This window comes from Paenibacillus sp. KACC 21273, from assembly GCF_028736095.1.
Lineage (GTDB): Bacteria > Bacillota > Bacilli > Paenibacillales > Paenibacillaceae > Saccharibacillus > Saccharibacillus kyungheensis.
Map to the genome: position 1 here is coordinate 1,171,731 of NZ_CP117876.1, position 15,359 is coordinate 1,187,089.

Below are 15,359 nucleotides of genomic sequence, written 5' to 3' on the forward strand. Positions count from 1 at the left end.
TGTATTGATTAGAGGAGGAACAGAAATGACAGAAGCACGAGCAGTAGAAAAGTTGAAAAATTATATCAATGGAGAATGGGTAGAAAGCAAAACAACAGTCTACGAAGATGTATATAATCCAGCGACCAAAGAAATTATCGCCAGAGTCCCTCTTTCTACCAAAGAAGATATTGATTATGCCGTTGAAGTCGCACATCAAGCTTTTCAATCCTGGCAAAAAGTAGCTGTTCCTCGTCGTGCTCGAATTCTGTTCAATTTCCAACAATTACTGTCTACTCATAAAGAAGAATTAGCTCGTCTTATCACTATTGAAAATGGGAAAAATCTAACAGAAGCACTTGGAGAAGTGGGGCGTGGGATAGAAAATGTAGAGTTTGCCGCAGGTGCACCTACATTGATGATGGGAGATTCTCTCGCTTCGATCGCAACAGATGTAGAAGCTGTTAATTATCGCTATCCTATCGGTGTAGTCGGTGGCATTGCTCCATTTAACTTTCCTATGATGGTGCCTTGTTGGATGTTCCCGATGGCTATTGCACTGGGAAATACTTTTATTCTCAAACCTTCTGAACGCACACCGCTATTAACGAAACGTCTGGTGGAATTATTTACAGAAGCAGGTCTACCCAAAGGAGTATTCAATATCGTATACGGAGCACATGATGTCGTAAATGGTGTATTGGATCATCCGTCTGTGCAAGCTATTTCATTTGTCGGTTCAAAGCCTGTCGGAGAATATGTATTTAAGCGTGGAAGCAATAACCTCAAACGTGTACAAGCATTAACCGGAGCCAAAAATCATACGATTGTATTAAACGATGCTGATCTTGAAGATACGGTAACGAATGTAATTGCATCTGCTTTTGGTTCGGCAGGTGAGCGTTGTATGGCTTGTGCCGTAGTTGCTGTTGAAGAAGGCATTGCTGACGCATTTATACAACGGTTAAAAGAAAGAGCAGGCGAGATCACCATCGGTAACGGTCTTGATGATGGAGTGTTTTTGGGGCCGGTTATTCGGGAAGAAAATCAGCAGCGTACGATAGGCTATATTGAAAAAGGAATCAGTGAAGGCGCTACATTAGTCTGCGATGGTCGTGAACAGATTTCGAATGAAGGCTATTTTATCGGGCCGACTATTTTTGAAAATGTAACGACAGATATGACGATCTGGAAAGATGAAATCTTTGCTCCGGTATTATCGATTATTCGAGTGAAACATTTGAAAGAAGCGGTTGAAACAGCTAATCGGTCTGAATTTGCAAATGGAGCGTGTATTTTTACATCCAATGCGTCAGCGATTCGTTATTTCCGTGAACATATAGATGCAGGCATGTTAGGTGTGAATCTGGGTGTACCTGCTCCGATGGCATTTTTCCCTTTTTCCGGTTGGAAATCTTCATTTTTTGGTACATTGCATGCTAACGGCAAAGACAGCGTAGACTTTTACACGCACAAAAAAGTAGTCACTGCTCGTTATGTGACACCGACGTTTGAATAAGGGAGATGGCACATGATGAGTACATTATTGCGTAAGCCTCAACAACAACATATTCGTCCGGGTGTCACCCTTTTGCATGAAGTCAACGCAGATCATTCACCACTGCATTATGTAGGATTCAAAATGATCGACTTGGAACCCGGTGCACTATACGATGAAGTATTAGGTCGAACAGAATGTTGTATTGTAGCAGTGACCGGTACAATCACTGTTAGTGATCATGAACAGACTTTTGCAGGAGTAGGGACACGAACAAGTGTGTTTGAGAAAAAGCCTACAGATAGCGTATATATCTCGAATGATCGTTCTTTTGTAGTGACCGCAGAGACGATAGCTAGAGTAGCATTATGTTATTCACCTTCATCTGTACAACGTCCAACTCGTCTTATTCCAGCTAGTGAAAATAGCGTAGAACATCGCGGTAAATATAATAATCAACGGCTTGTGCATAATATTTTGCCAGATTCTGATCAGACTGTGAATAGTCTATTAGTGGTTGAAGTGATCACAGAAAGTGCCAACTGGTCAAGTTATCCACCACATAAGCATGATGTAGATATGTTGCCTGCTGAATCTTTATTAGAAGAAACGTATTATCATGAAATCGATCCGGCACAAGGATTTGTTTTTCAACGGGTATACACAGATGATCGCTCGATCGATGAGACGATGGCGGTAGAACATCGAAATGTCGTTATCGTTCCTGCTGGATATCATCCTGTAGGTGTACCTGATGGATACACGTCTTATTATCTGAATGTTATGGCAGGGCCCAAGCGCATCTGGAAATTCCACAACGATCCTGATCACGAATGGATATTGCAACGTTAAGCAGATTATCAAATCGAAAATTGTGAAGGAAACGGAGTGGAAGTACAGATGAAATTCGAATTAAAAAGTGACCGTGTATTCGATATGATTGCGATCGGAAGAGCATGTATTGATCTGAATGCTACTGAATATAATCGTCCTATGGAAGAAACGATGACCTTTACCAAATATGTAGGCGGATCGCCTGTTAATATCGCGATTGGCAGTTCCAAATTAGGGCTCAAAACAGGGTTTATCGGTAAGCTTGCAGATGACCAACATGGGCGCTTTATTTCAAGTTATATTCAGAATCTAGGTATTGATATTACAGGAGTCGTAATTGATCAGGCAGGTCACAAAACAGGGCTTGCTTTTACCGAGATCAAAAGCCCTGAAGAATGCAGTATTCTGATGTACCGCGAAAATGTAGCAGATCTCTATCTGGAGCCAGATGAAGTAAGCGAAGATTATATTAAACAAGCAAGGGTTCTACTGGTATCAGGCACTGCCTTATCTCAAAGCCCCTCACGAGAAGCTATTCTCAAAGCAGTCAGCCTCGCTCGCAAGCATCAGGTGAAAGTGATTTTTGAATTGGATTATCGTCCATATACATGGACATCCAAAGAACAAACCTCGATCTACTATACACTGGTTGCAGAACAAGCAGATATTGTCATCGGCACACGAGATGAATTTGATATTTTGGAAAATCGTATAGGAGAAAATGAGCAGACAATCGCTTATTTATTTCAGCATACCCCTCAATTGATTGTGATCAAGCATGGAATCGAAGGATCATATGCGTATACAAAGTCAGGCGATGTTTTTCAAAGCAAAGCATATATGACTAAAGTGTTAAAAACATTTGGTGCTGGCGATTCGTATGCTTCTGCTTTTTTGTATGCTTTATTTGCAGGCAAAGATATTGCTACAGCGCTCAAATATGGTAGTGCTTCTGCTTCGATCGTGGTTAGCAAGCATAGTTCTTCTGAAGCGATGCCTACAGTAAGTCAGATTGAACAATTGATTGCAGCAGATGAGACAGAGGCATAATACAGATCGAGGTGAAATAATGCAAACGATTCGGCTTACAACAGCACAAGCATTAATTCGTTTTTTGAATGCGCAATATATCCATATAGACGGGAACGAATTTCCTTTTGTAGAAGGGATATTTACCATTTTTGGACATGGCAATGTACTTGGGATCGGTCAAGCATTAGAACAAGAATCCGGTCATCTCAAAGTGATACAAGGTAAAAATGAACAGGGGATGGCTCATGCAGCGATTGCCTATAGTAAGCAAATGCTACGCCAAAAAATATATGCAGTCACTACCTCTGTAGGACCAGGAGCCGCCAATCTAGCAGCAGCGGCAGGAACAGCACTTGCCAATCAGATTCCGGTACTTTTTTTACCGGGAGATACATTTGCTACCCGCCAGCCTGATCCGGTGCTTCAACAAATCGAGCAAGAATACAGTGCCGCAGTCACAACCAATGATGCTTTAAAACCGTTATCACGCTATTGGGATCGTATTACTCGCCCGGAACAATTGATGTCTAGTTTACTGCGAGCTTTTGAAGTGATGACCGATCCTGCCAAAGCAGGGCCTGTGACGATCTGTATTGCGCAAGATGTAGAAGGCGAAGCTTATGATTATGATGAGACCTTTTTTGCTCGTCGTGTACATTATGTAGATCGCAAATTGCCAACTGCACGTGAATTAACAGGAGCAGTAGCATTGATCAAAGCAAGTCGCCATCCGGTTATTCTTGTCGGTGGTGGAGCTAAATATTCACAAGCAGGCGATATATTAAAAAGATTATCTGAAAAGCATCATATTCCATTATTAGAGACACAAGCAGGTAAAGCGACTGTTGAATATACATTTGCGAACAACCTAGGTGGGGTAGGAGTTACCGGTACATTGGCGGCTAACAAAATAGCTCGGCAAGCTGATCTGATTATTGGTATCGGTACACGCTATACGGACTTTGCAACCTCTTCCAAAACGGCGTTTAATTTTGAACATGGTCAATTTTTAAATATTAATGTTAGTCGTTCTCAAGCGTACAAATTAGATGCTTTTCAAGTAGTGGCGGATGCAAAAGTAACATTGGAACAACTGGCTCCGCTGTTGGAAGGGTATACCAGTGAATTTGGCAATCAGATACAGGGGCTCAAAGTAGAGTGGGATCAAGAGCGAGAACGATTAAGTCAGATTACATTTAACCGTACAGACTTTACGCCAGAAGTGGATAATCAATTTGATCAAGCGGCACTTAATGAATATGCAGACGCACTTCAGACCGAATTGCCACAGACTACGGCTTTGATCGCTATGAATGAATCTATACCGGCAGATAGTATTATTGTTGGTTCAGCAGGATCGTTGCCAGGTGATCTGCAACGGATTTGGAATCCGAGCATTACCAATACGTATCATCTGGAATATGGATATTCTTGTATGGGTTATGAAGTATCCGGTGCGCTTGGTGTTAAGTTAGCCGCTCCTGATCAAGAAGTATATTCGATTGTGGGTGATGGAAGTTTTTTAATGTTACATTCCGAGTTGGTTACTGCTATTCAATATCATCATAAGATCAATATTATTCTTTTTGATAATGCAGGCTTTGGTTGTATTAACAATCTACAGATGGAGAACGGTGGAGGCAGTTATTTGTGCGAATTCCGTACGCCAGACAACCGTATATTAAATATTGATTATGCCAAAATAGCCGAAGCCTATGGAGCCAAATCGTACAAAGTGAACAATATCAAGCAATTGCAAGATGCTCTGGCAGATGCACAGCAACAGGCATCTTCTACATTGATTGAGATCAAAGTATTACCGAAAACGATGACTCATGGATATGAGAGCTGGTGGAATGTAGGAGTAGCCGAAGTATCTGATCACGAAAGTATTCAGCGTGTTTTTGCGGCGCAACAAGAAAAGTTAAAAACTGCTAAACAGTATTAATATTTTTCTTTAACTATCTTTTAATGATCTACGGATAGCAGGCTAGATTTGAAGTTAAATCGCACCAAGATATGCTCTTCTAAATGCAAAATGATAATAAGGAGAGATGAAGTTGAGAACGGTATCTATGAAACAGATGTTACTCCAAGCGCAAGCAGGTGGATATGCAGTAGGGCAATATAATATTAACGGTGTGCAATGGGTACAAGCTATTCTCAGAGCTGCTCAAGCAGAGCAAGCACCTGTTATTTTGGCGGCTTCTGATCGACTGGTGTCATTTCTTGGAGGATATGCTTTAATAGCAGCTATTGTCGATAAGTCGATACAAGAATTATCGATTACTGTACCGGTTGCTTTGCATTTAGATCACGGAATGAGTGTAGAACACTGCAAGCAAGCTATTGATAATGGATTCAGCTCAGTGATGATTGATGGTTCACATTATCCTATTGAACAGAATATAGCGATGACGCTAGAAGTCGTAAAGTATGCTAGCTCTTTTGGTGTATCGGTTGAAGCAGAAGTTGGCACTGTTGGTGGGATGGAAGATGGATTGATCGGAGGTATCCAATACGCAGATCCGCTTGAATGTGATCGGCTGGTCAAAGAAACAGGAGTAGATGCACTAGCCGCTGCTCTCGGTTCTGTGCATGGTCCTTATCAAGGAGAACCTGTACTTGGATTTGCTGAAATGAAACATATTGCCGACCTCACAGGTGTACCGTTAGTGTTACATGGAGGTTCAGGTATTCCAGCGCATCAGATTCGGCAAGCAATCGAATTAGGGCATGCCAAAATTAACGTTAATACTGAATGTATTCAGGCATGGGCATCAGCTGTACGTACAGTGCTGAACCAGAATCCTCAACTTTACGATCCTAGTCACATTCTTACACCGGGTACAGAAGCTGTCCAACAAGTAGTTCAAAATAAAATGCAAGAGTTTGGTACCAGTGGTCAGGCGATGCACATGGTATAGCAGAGACTTATAAATGATCCAATCAGCAGAATAAACAATATATCATACCAAAAGACAATTCTTTCTCTAATCATAACTTAGAAAAAGAATTGTCTTTTTGGATCGTTTATTTACAAATATATAATTCAATCTGATGTTCCCGACAGAACGAATGATATTCATCAGGTAAGGTGCCAGAAGTAATTAGCACATCGACCTCTTGCAAAGGAGCATACGTAAGCTGAGTAGACTTGCCGAATTTGGAGGCATCCGCAAGTAAATAGACGGACTGTGCTTTTTCAGCTATTCGCTTTTTTATTTCATATTCCAAAATATCTGAATTCGTCAAACCATGTGCAATAGATACTCCAGTTGCCGCCATAAAAGCTTTACTAATATTGTACTTATCTAAAATATGTAGATCATCAATACTGACAAACGATTTGGTTTTGCGTTTGTAGCGATTACCGATCGTAATCAATGTAATATTTTCAAAAGCAACAGCCGCATTGATCACATCTAGACTATTGGTCAAAATGGTTAACTGTTGAGAGGACGAAAGAAATTCAACAATATTACGTGTAGTTGTACCGGAGTCGATAAAAATCAAATCTTGATCTTGTACCAATGCCGCTGCTTGTTTGCCGATTTTTACTTTTTCGGGATGATTGGTATGATCACGATTTTCAAAAGGGATCAAAGCAGGAGTGACTGACGTAACACCGCCGTATACTTTTTGAATCGTTCCCTTTTCTAAAATCTGATTTACATCACGACGTACTGTATTTTTAGAAACGTTAAAATATTCACAAAGTTCATCTAAAGAGACGGTCCCTACTGAATGGATATAATCTTCCAGATGTTGTAGACGTTTTTCTTTCATGAAAGTAAACTCCTGTCTCATTAAAAATGGTACTCAGAATATAACATATGACCAAAAGTTAATCAATAGTTTATCTTTAAATAATAATTTGAGAGTAAATAGCACTAAAAAAGCAAGTTCTCTAGTAATTATACCTGAAGAACTTGCTTATCTATTGTATATTAACGGTAAGATTTGAGCAGTCCTTTGATAAAAATATGCTGTAATTCCATTTCAGGATTCAGCACCAGTATATCAGCACGTTTGCCAATATCTAGACTACCTGTCTGTTCATACAAGCCTAATTCACGAGCAGGATTACCACTTGCGGCGGCAGAAGCTTGCATAATCGATAGTCCTGCTTGCTGGATCAAAAAGCGGAAACCTTCGATCATTGTTAAGCGACTACCCGCTAGTGTTCCACTATCATCCGGTAATGTCGCTATTCCATTGATCACATTTACAGGCTGATCGCCAAGCATATACTGACCATCTCCAAGTCCAGCCGCAGACATCGCATCGGTAATCAGAATAAGATTATGAGCTTGCTTTAACTGTGCTAGCAAAGCAACTGCCGCAGGATGAACATGAATGCCATCGGCTATCACTTCAGCATGAATAGCAGGAGTACTTAGTACAGCACCAGCGACTCCTGGTTTGCGATGATGCAGTGGAGTCATCGCATTAAATGTATGAACTGCGTGATTAAGCCCCATTTCTACAGCAGCCATAACCTCTTCATAAGAAGCATCTGTATGTCCGGCAGCGGCTGTAATTCCATGCTCACGTAACCATGAGATTAATTCCAAAGCACCTTCCCGCTCAGGAGCGAGAGTGAGTTGCTTGATCAGCCCGGGATAACGTGCTTCCCATTGTTCTAACCATTCGATATTCGGTAATACGATATGTTCTGGATTTTGAGCACCCGGCCACTTCGGACTGATAAATGGGCCTTCCAGATGAACACCTTCGACTTGAGCACCTGGCATTTGTCCATGATGCATATAATTGTAGACCTGTTCTAATACATGATCGATATCCGCATGAGGTGCTGTCATCGTCGTAGCTAGAATAGCGGTTGTTCCTTGACTGGCATGAAAAGTAGTAATCGTGTCCAATACTTGTGGATCAGCATCCATAAAGTCTGCACCCATTCCACCATGCACATGAATATCAATAAAGCCAGGAATCACCAGTCCGCCTTGAGCATCATACGTAGTCTGATGTTGCCATATAGGAGCATTGGCTGTTGAACCTACATACGTAATCATTTGATCTTGTACTTGCACGGTTCCATTTTCAATAATATGAGTAGGTGTTACCACACGTCCATGAATAATTTGAAATGAATGAGTGGTATCTGTTGAGATCGACATTACTGAAACAACCTCCCGGCTTCAGCATCTAGCAACACTGTAACATTAGAATGCAATTGTAACAGTGAAGCAGGGCATTGGGTTGTAATCGGACCTGTAACTGCGCGATGGATAATTTCGGCTTTGTCTGCACCGCGTACGAGCAATAGTATTTGACGAGCTTTCATAATACTACCGACACCCATCGTAATCGCTTGTGCAGGAACTTCGTCGATCGAATCAAAATAACGAGAATTAGCTTCTCGTGTCTGTTCCAATAAAGTCACGACATGGGTAGCAGGATTTAAGCTATCATCGGGTTCATTGAATCCAATATGACCATTATGTCCAATACCTAGCACCTGTAGATCAATGACGGCTTCAGACAACATTTCATCATACAGACGACATTCAGCATCCAGATCAGTCGCTTGTCCATCCGGTACATGTGTATTTTCAAGATTAATATCAATATGGTTAAATAAATGCTCATTCATAAATGTACGATAAGAAGCAGGATGATCGGTAGGCAGACCTGCATATTCATCCAGATTGTAGCTTTTTACTTTGGCAAAACTAACTAATCCTTGCTTATGAATCTGAATCAATTCACGATACAATCCTACAGGTGTGCCTCCTGTAGCAAGCCCTAATACTGCACGAGGAGAAGTCTGTACCAGACTAGCGACAATATGAGCAGCTACTTTGTGAAAATCTTCTTCATGAGTCACTTTGATTACATTAGCCATTATTAAAAACCTCCCGAGTCTTTACGATAGCGTTGCACATTTTTATAAGATAGTTCCAACTTAGCAACAGAATCATTAAATTGAGCGCTGATCATACCGGTAAACAAAATATCAATAATATGAAGCTGAGCGATTCGTGAAGCCATATCCCCGCGGCGTACTCCTTGTTCAAGAGACGAAGAGAATAATGCAATATCCGCCATCGAAGCTAATTTATTGTTGCTGTATTGAGTAAGTGATAATACAGTGGCTCCATTATCTTTGGCACAAGAAAGAGCATCAATCGTTTCTTTCGTTTCCCCGGAATAAGAGATCGCTAGAGCTACATCTTCTGAAGAAAGGGTAGAAGCAGAAGTGATCTGCATATGAGAATCAGAGAACGATGTGCTGTTTTTACCGATCCGAATTAATTTCTGATAAAAGTCTTGTGCTACGATCGACGAAGTTGCAATACCGTACAGATCTATACGACGCGCACGGGTAAGATAACCGATAGCTTGTTCAAGCTTAGGTAGATCCAGAAGACGGGTTGTATCATTAATCGATGTAATATGATTGGTTTCTATCGCTTTGACAATCTCTGCTAGCGGATTACCTGCAATAATATCTTGATAGGAACTTGGAATCGATTGTTGTGCTAATTCACTAGCCAATTTCATTTTAAAATCAGGAAATCCTTCGAAATGGAACGTTTTGCAAAACCGAGTAACTGTAGCAGGACTAATGCCACATTGAGTAGCTAGTTGTGTAATCCCCATACGGATCACAGTAGAAGGTTGTTGTAAAATATAATGAGCCAGTCGGCGCTCTTGAGGAGATAAACTTTCGATGCGTTGCTCCAACATATGCAAAATAGGAGACAAGTTTAATCCTCCTTAATGAAAATTATTTTTATTTTATAATTATATATAGAGAAAATTATTTTCTTTCACCATTATCTTAAAGCACCCCAAACAAGATTGCAACCTATAAATATTCTTTTTGGAGCAACGTTATTCACAGTGTAGATCGTACTTCATAAAGGGCATGATTTAGCACGCTTATATATGTAATACATAAGATTGAGATTCTTGTAAAAAATGATGACGGGTGACTGATTCTCCAAAATAGGAGCGGTAAGCATTGATTGTTCCGTCATGCGTGACAATATAGATTCTAGGTTGGTCTTGTTGGCGACACCATGTGATAAACTGATCTGCAACTTTGCTAAATTCTTGCTCACTGATTGTATTTATTCCGTTTGTCCATATGTGCTGTGAGGATTCCGCAATACGAACCGAAGGATAATCTGATCTTATTTGGTGCAAAGACAGTATTTGATCACAACTATAAGCCTGATCTGGTGCTAATAAAGGAAACATTCGCGGACCGACAAATGGATGAGCGATCAGCATACAAGATATATTTTGTGACCAGATCAGAGAAGTTTGAATCGTGCGTCGAGTAGGGCTTATAACTATCATATCATCGGTGTGTAAAGGGAATGTGTATGCTAATTGCTGTGCTTGTTGTTTTCCTTTTTCAGTTAAAGAGGGATGGTGTATATGTAGGCTTTCTGGTGGAGATAAGGTATGTTCGCCCTGACCATGACGTATAAAAATAATTTTCATCGTATTCTCCTTTGGTATGAACAATCATACATAGAATGGATTATTATAATATGTTAACAAAAAAAGTCTATACCCTTATATAAAAGGATATAGACTCTTTCGATATACTTTATTTTATAATCATGATTGTAGCGGATTATAGCCATTTAAGCTGTCTGTTTACGACTACGATATTCAGGTAAAATCAATCTCCATACCATCCAGATCAGTACGATCATTTGTGGGATAAAGGTCTCCCATGTCGGATACATACCAATCCAACTGATCGAAGGCAATCCAGCAACTGTATGAGCAGGGAATTTACCTGCCACTTGCAACGCATGAATACTTTCGCCAAGAAAACGGAAAACGAGATAATAGATCAATACGGTGGCCGTTAAAAAGAATGGACGAATCGGCAACTTCACACTGAACTTGATAATCAGTACAGCAATGACGATTAGAATCACTAACGCAATCGCTATGCCTAAGATCAATTGTGAAAGGGCTATCGCTGGAGCCATTCCAATATAGAAAATAGCAGTTTCTGCACCTTCACGCAAAATAGCGAGTCCAGAAACGATAGCTAACGACCACAGACTACCACGTTCCAAAGCGCCACTGACCTGATTTTCAATATACGTATTCCAGTTTTTTAAATTAGCTTTCTGATGTAACCAGTGCCCTACACTAAGCATCATCACGACAGCGACCAGACCGGTAATACCTTCAATCATTTCGCGAGTACTTCCGCTACTAGACACTTGAGAGAAAGCATACACGAAGATCGCTGCCATCACGCCACTAAGCACCAGTCCAGAAATAGCACCAGACCAGATATAGTTGCCGGCAGTACGACTACCACTACGTTTGGCATAAGCGAGCAAAGCAGCTAAAACCAGAATCGCTTCCAGACCTTCACGTAGCAAAATGATAGCCGCATCCCATGCGGTATAAGATGTTTTGGAAGTTAAAGGTGTTAATTCATCAAGCATCGTCACAATCACTGTATTCGCTTGTGACCATAGGGGAGGATTAGATACCAGATATCCTTGAACTTCAGCCATTTCATTTTCAATAGCTGTATACGTAGAAGCAGAAGAAATCTGTACTTCTCCTTCAACCAACGGCCACATTGAGATAAATTGAGTCATAAGATCAGAGGCTTGGGTCTGATCTTGATTGGTTACAGCAGTCTGTACTTGTTGTAGTAAAGTGACAGCATCACTCAAACGAACCGTACCACTTGCAGGAGCAGTATCCGCAATATCGCCTGCTGCATATTCGTTCAGTAAAGTAATCAATGCTTGAGTGTCTGCTTTGGCTTGTTCTTCACGCGGAGGGTCTGCTTGAAGTGCAACACGAATCATACTCATCTTAACCTCAAGCTGACTATACACTGTGAAATTATCGGCACGAATCGCATTCTCTACATCAGGCCACGAATTAACGATTTGTTTGTAACTGTCTTGAGCAGCTTGCCAATTGTGCTGATCGATATGCTCAATCGTTGTATCCGCTAAAGGCAAAATGACTTTAACTGCTGTGAGTCCCTGCTGAGAAGGCCCGGTACTGCTACTTGTTGCACTGCTTTTGGCTTGACCAGCTTCGGCAAATGTATTGACTGCACGTGCTAATGTCCCTAGAGCAGAGGTAGCTGCTTTGGGATCAGTAGACGATTTGCCAAGAGCTGTTTGAGCATCGGTCAAAGCTGTGTTTACTTCATTGGCTTCAGTTGGAGCCGCCGATGTATCGATAGCTTTCCATGCTGTAGCAAATGTATCTAATTCCTGTTGTGCATCTGTCCACTTTTGTTGTCCGGTATCTACAAGAGCGCTACCTACCAGTGGCAACAGTTGATCTACTTCCGCAGAATCATTAGAAGCAGCTTGTACAGTAGATAGGGATACACCCCAAGCAGAAGCAGATAAGACTATCAATAGACTCAAGCAAAGCATAAACCTGATCAACAGGGCACTTTTACGCATAGCCTAGAACCCTCTTTTCCATATCAAAATAAATAACGATCATACTGATTAGATTGTATTTCAAAAATCGCTATTGTAAAAAAAATATCTCTATAACCTGTCTAAATGAGCAATTACTCAAGCCGTCACACCAGTTGGTCGCCGATATAACCGCCTTGTTGTACACCCGGGAAACAAGCGAAAACAGCACTTCCGATATGCTGAATATATTCATTCAACGCATCGATCTGTGCTAACCGTTGTTGCATCGGAATAAATTGTTTTTCGATACTGCGTTGATAGCTAATAAAAAACAATCCAGCATCCAATTGTCCGGTAACTTTATCCATCCCACTTGAATATGAATAAGGACGACGCAAAATCTGCATAGTACCATCTCCACGAGCGACACGCATATGGGCATTCATTGGAATCACCGGCTTACCTGAAGTGTCTTTAGCTTCCATATCTCCGCGATCAAATTCATTATGTGAACCGAGTGGAGCACCACTGACCCGTTCTCGTCCAAATGTATTTTCCTGATCTCCCAGACTGGAACGGTCCCATACTTCAATACGCATCCGAATCCGGCGCACGACCATATAACTACCGTTGGTCATCCAGCCTGCACCATCTTGTGGTTGCACCCAGACGACTTCGTTCATCACTGAGTTGTCTTTGACACTTGGATTAGCGGTGCCATCTTTGAATCCCATCAGATTTCGTGGAGTCGCCTGATTGGGATCAGCTGCACTACTGCGCTGGAATCCTTCTTGGCTCCAACGTAACACCGCCGAACCGCGGGCAATTCGAATTAAATTACGCATCGCGTGAAAAGCGACTTGCATATCATCAGCACAGATTTGTACAGCTAGATCTCCACCACACCATTCGGATTGTAGATTGTCTCCGTTAAAAGCAGGCAGGTCTTTAAAGTTCGCTGGTCTTTTGCCAGATAGTCCAAATCGATGGTCAAATAAAGCAGGGCCAGCACCAAATGTAATCGTAAGGTTGGAAGAAGAAAGCCCTGCCGCTTCACCAGTATCCGCAGGGGGAAGATTCGGATTTTCATTTTGCCCTTCTAACAATTCGCCAGCCATAAGTGAAGCACTTGCCTTAGTCCAAGCTTGAAATAGTCGGCGTAAGCCTGCGGCATCATTTAAAGTCACATCAAATGAAGCAAAGCACATAAAGTTCTGACTAGGCGTAACAATACCCGCTTGATGTGTACCATAAAAAGAATGTTGATCCCCGCCATGTGTAATGCCAGTTGTTACATTTTCAGCACTACCCGGTGTATCGGACGCAGGTTGTTTGGTGAGACCGGTAGCTTTCATAATACCTAGTGCGCCTGAACTTCCCAAAAGAAGCCCAACACCAGAAGCGCCTGCTAACCGCAACATATCACGACGGCTAACAGGCTTTTTGAATACTCCAGTTTGAGGTTCGTTACTTACTTCTGTAGAAGAAGTTGAATCCACTTCAGATGGAACTGAAGTGGATTTTGGTTGATCTTCGGATGAATTCTTTTTGCTCATTATGATTACACCCCTAAAATAGTACCCATCTGCGACAAAGGTTCAGCCAGTGCATCAAGGTTTTGACTTAATGTACGAATATCTTCTTTAGTCAGTTTGTCATAGGTTACATAACCGCCGTCTTTGGTAGCAAAAGGAGCCAATTCTTTATTTAACGCTTCAAACCGTTCACCGATTTGTTTTTCCAGATCAGCATCTTTTTCAGCCAAACGTGGTTTAAGAATGTCGTAAATTTTTTCTGCACCTTCTACGTTAGCGACAAAATCATACAAGTCCGTATGAGAGTAGCGTTCTTCTTCACCTGTAATTTTGGAAGAAGAGACTTCATTCAGCAGTTCTACGGCTCCAACCACAAGCATACTAGCATCAATGTCAACCGTTTCCACTTTAGCGCGTAACAATTGCGCATCTTGTAGAAGACGATCAGCATATTCGCTCATGCCGTCTGTTGTTTTCTTTTCCCAAAGTGCTTGTTCGATCTTATGGAATCCACGCCAGTCTTTATCATCAACATCGCCTGCACGTGCATCAATATCAGGATCAAGATTTCCCAAAGCTTCTGCAATCGGTTCGATCCGTTCATAATGCATACGAGCTGGAGCATAAAGTGCTTGAGCTTCTTTCAACTTGCCGGCTTTGACTGCTGCTGTAAATTTCTCTGTTTCGGTTACAAATGAATCAATCTCACCGATCGCATATGTACGATACTGTTCGGTCTCATTTTTGAAATCAGCTGTAGAAGCTGTAGTCGATTCGGTAGATGGTGTAGCAGTTGTTGACTCTGTGGTAGTTGCTTCTGTTGTTGCTGGAGCTGCTGTTGTATTAGTAGGCGCTTGATTACCACAAGCGGTAAACAGTACAGAAGATAAAAGAATTGTTGCTGGTAATGTTACACGTGCTTTCATAAAATGACACTCCTTAATAATGATAATCGTTCTCAATTATTAATCTATCATAATGGTGAACGATAAGAGCGTCAATCTTTATTTTTATGTAAATGGATACAGGGGGGATTGAAAATAAATTATATATATTCTGCTATAATAATTA

The 15,359-nt window shown here is 41.2% G+C and carries 13 protein-coding genes; 5 read left to right on the forward strand and 8 right to left on the reverse strand.

What is annotated here, in order from left to right:
* Window positions 1-25 precede the first annotated feature (25 nt).
* From iolA to fba, 5 genes are all read left to right on the forward strand, one after another.
* Complete coding sequence (gene iolA / locus PQ460_RS05475; protein WP_273613431.1) at window positions 26-1,498, forward strand: methylmalonate-semialdehyde dehydrogenase; 1,473 nt, start codon at window positions 26-28, stop codon at window positions 1,496-1,498.
* Between the two features lie 15 nt (window positions 1,499-1,513).
* Window positions 1,514-2,329 (forward strand): 5-deoxy-glucuronate isomerase, encoded by an 816-nt coding sequence (gene iolB, locus PQ460_RS05480; RefSeq protein WP_274171993.1) that lies wholly within the window; start codon window positions 1,514-1,516, stop codon window positions 2,327-2,329.
* Between the two features lie 48 nt (window positions 2,330-2,377).
* Window positions 2,378-3,361 carry a 5-dehydro-2-deoxygluconokinase gene (gene iolC, locus PQ460_RS05485; protein ID WP_274171994.1) on the forward strand — a complete coding sequence of 328 codons (984 nt, stop codon included), beginning with the start codon at window positions 2,378-2,380 and terminating at the stop codon, window positions 3,359-3,361.
* Window positions 3,362-3,377: 16 nt separating this feature from the next.
* Window positions 3,378-5,291 (forward strand): 3D-(3,5/4)-trihydroxycyclohexane-1,2-dione acylhydrolase (decyclizing), encoded by a 1,914-nt coding sequence (gene iolD, locus PQ460_RS05490; protein ID WP_274172872.1) that lies wholly within the window; start codon window positions 3,378-3,380, stop codon window positions 5,289-5,291.
* Window positions 5,292-5,403: 112 nt separating this feature from the next.
* Window positions 5,404-6,270 carry a class II fructose-1,6-bisphosphate aldolase gene (gene fba / locus PQ460_RS05495; protein WP_274171995.1) on the forward strand — a complete coding sequence of 289 codons (867 nt, stop codon included), beginning with the start codon at window positions 5,404-5,406 and terminating at the stop codon, window positions 6,268-6,270.
* 106 nt (window positions 6,271-6,376) lie between these two features.
* Here fba and PQ460_RS05500 read toward each other — a convergent pair whose 3' ends face one another.
* The 8 genes from PQ460_RS05500 to efeO all read right to left on the reverse strand — a co-directional run bounded on the left by PQ460_RS05500 (window position 6,377) and on the right by efeO (window position 15,214).
* Complete coding sequence (locus tag PQ460_RS05500) at window positions 6,377-7,132, reverse strand: DeoR/GlpR family DNA-binding transcription regulator (RefSeq protein WP_274171996.1); 756 nt, start codon at window positions 7,130-7,132, stop codon at window positions 6,377-6,379.
* Between the two features lie 161 nt (window positions 7,133-7,293).
* Window positions 7,294-8,487 carry an N-acetylglucosamine-6-phosphate deacetylase gene (nagA, locus tag PQ460_RS05505; protein ID WP_274171997.1) on the reverse strand — a complete coding sequence of 398 codons (1,194 nt, stop codon included), beginning with the start codon at window positions 8,485-8,487 and terminating at the stop codon, window positions 7,294-7,296.
* Window positions 8,487-9,215, reverse strand: coding sequence for a glucosamine-6-phosphate deaminase (gene nagB, locus PQ460_RS05510; RefSeq protein WP_273613425.1), 729 nt, complete (start codon window positions 9,213-9,215; stop codon window positions 8,487-8,489). Before nagB ends, nagA begins: the two co-directional genes overlap by 1 nt.
* A 2-nt stretch (window positions 9,216-9,217) precedes the next feature.
* Window positions 9,218-10,078, reverse strand: a complete 861-nt coding sequence (locus PQ460_RS05515; RefSeq protein ID WP_273613424.1) for a MurR/RpiR family transcriptional regulator — start codon at window positions 10,076-10,078, stop codon at window positions 9,218-9,220.
* A 177-nt stretch (window positions 10,079-10,255) separates the two neighbouring features.
* Window positions 10,256-10,825: a histidine phosphatase family protein gene (locus tag PQ460_RS05520; protein WP_274171998.1), complete on the reverse strand. Its 570-nt coding sequence runs from the start codon at window positions 10,823-10,825 to the stop codon at window positions 10,256-10,258.
* A gap of 146 nt (window positions 10,826-10,971) precedes the next feature.
* Window positions 10,972-12,792: an FTR1 family iron permease gene (locus PQ460_RS05525; protein ID WP_274171999.1), complete on the reverse strand. Its 1,821-nt coding sequence runs from the start codon at window positions 12,790-12,792 to the stop codon at window positions 10,972-10,974.
* A 125-nt stretch (window positions 12,793-12,917) separates the two neighbouring features.
* Complete coding sequence (gene efeB / locus PQ460_RS05530) at window positions 12,918-14,309, reverse strand: iron uptake transporter deferrochelatase/peroxidase subunit (RefSeq protein ID WP_443147192.1); 1,392 nt, start codon at window positions 14,307-14,309, stop codon at window positions 12,918-12,920.
* A gap of 5 nt (window positions 14,310-14,314) precedes the next feature.
* Window positions 14,315-15,214 carry an iron uptake system protein EfeO gene (gene efeO, locus PQ460_RS05535; protein WP_273613420.1) on the reverse strand — a complete coding sequence of 300 codons (900 nt, stop codon included), beginning with the start codon at window positions 15,212-15,214 and terminating at the stop codon, window positions 14,315-14,317.
* Between the last annotated feature and the right edge of the window lie 145 nt (window positions 15,215-15,359).

Bases quoted from the DNA above. Each gene is read 5' to 3' on its own strand.
- iolA (WP_273613431.1), top strand. From the start codon at position 26: ATGACAGAAGCACGAGCAGTAGAAAAGTTGAAAAATTATATCAATGGA.
- iolB (WP_274171993.1), top strand. From the start codon at position 1,514: ATGAGTACATTATTGCGTAAGCCTCAACAACAACATATTCGTCCGGGT.
- iolC (WP_274171994.1), top strand. From the start codon at position 2,378: ATGAAATTCGAATTAAAAAGTGACCGTGTATTCGATATGATTGCGATC.
- PQ460_RS05500 (WP_274171996.1), bottom strand. From the start codon at position 7,132: ATGAAAGAAAAACGTCTACAACATCTGGAAGATTATATCCATTCAGTA.
- nagA (WP_274171997.1), bottom strand. From the start codon at position 8,487: ATGTCGATCTCAACAGATACCACTCATTCATTTCAAATTATTCATGGA.
- nagB (WP_273613425.1), bottom strand. From the start codon at position 9,215: ATGGCTAATGTAATCAAAGTGACTCATGAAGAAGATTTTCACAAAGTA.
- PQ460_RS05520 (WP_274171998.1), bottom strand. From the start codon at position 10,825: ATGAAAATTATTTTTATACGTCATGGTCAGGGCGAACATACCTTATCT.
- PQ460_RS05525 (WP_274171999.1), bottom strand. From the start codon at position 12,792: ATGCGTAAAAGTGCCCTGTTGATCAGGTTTATGCTTTGCTTGAGTCTA.
- efeB (WP_443147192.1), bottom strand. From the start codon at position 14,309: ATGAGCAAAAAGAATTCATCCGAAGATCAACCAAAATCCACTTCAGTT.
- efeO (WP_273613420.1), bottom strand. From the start codon at position 15,214: ATGAAAGCACGTGTAACATTACCAGCAACAATTCTTTTATCTTCTGTA.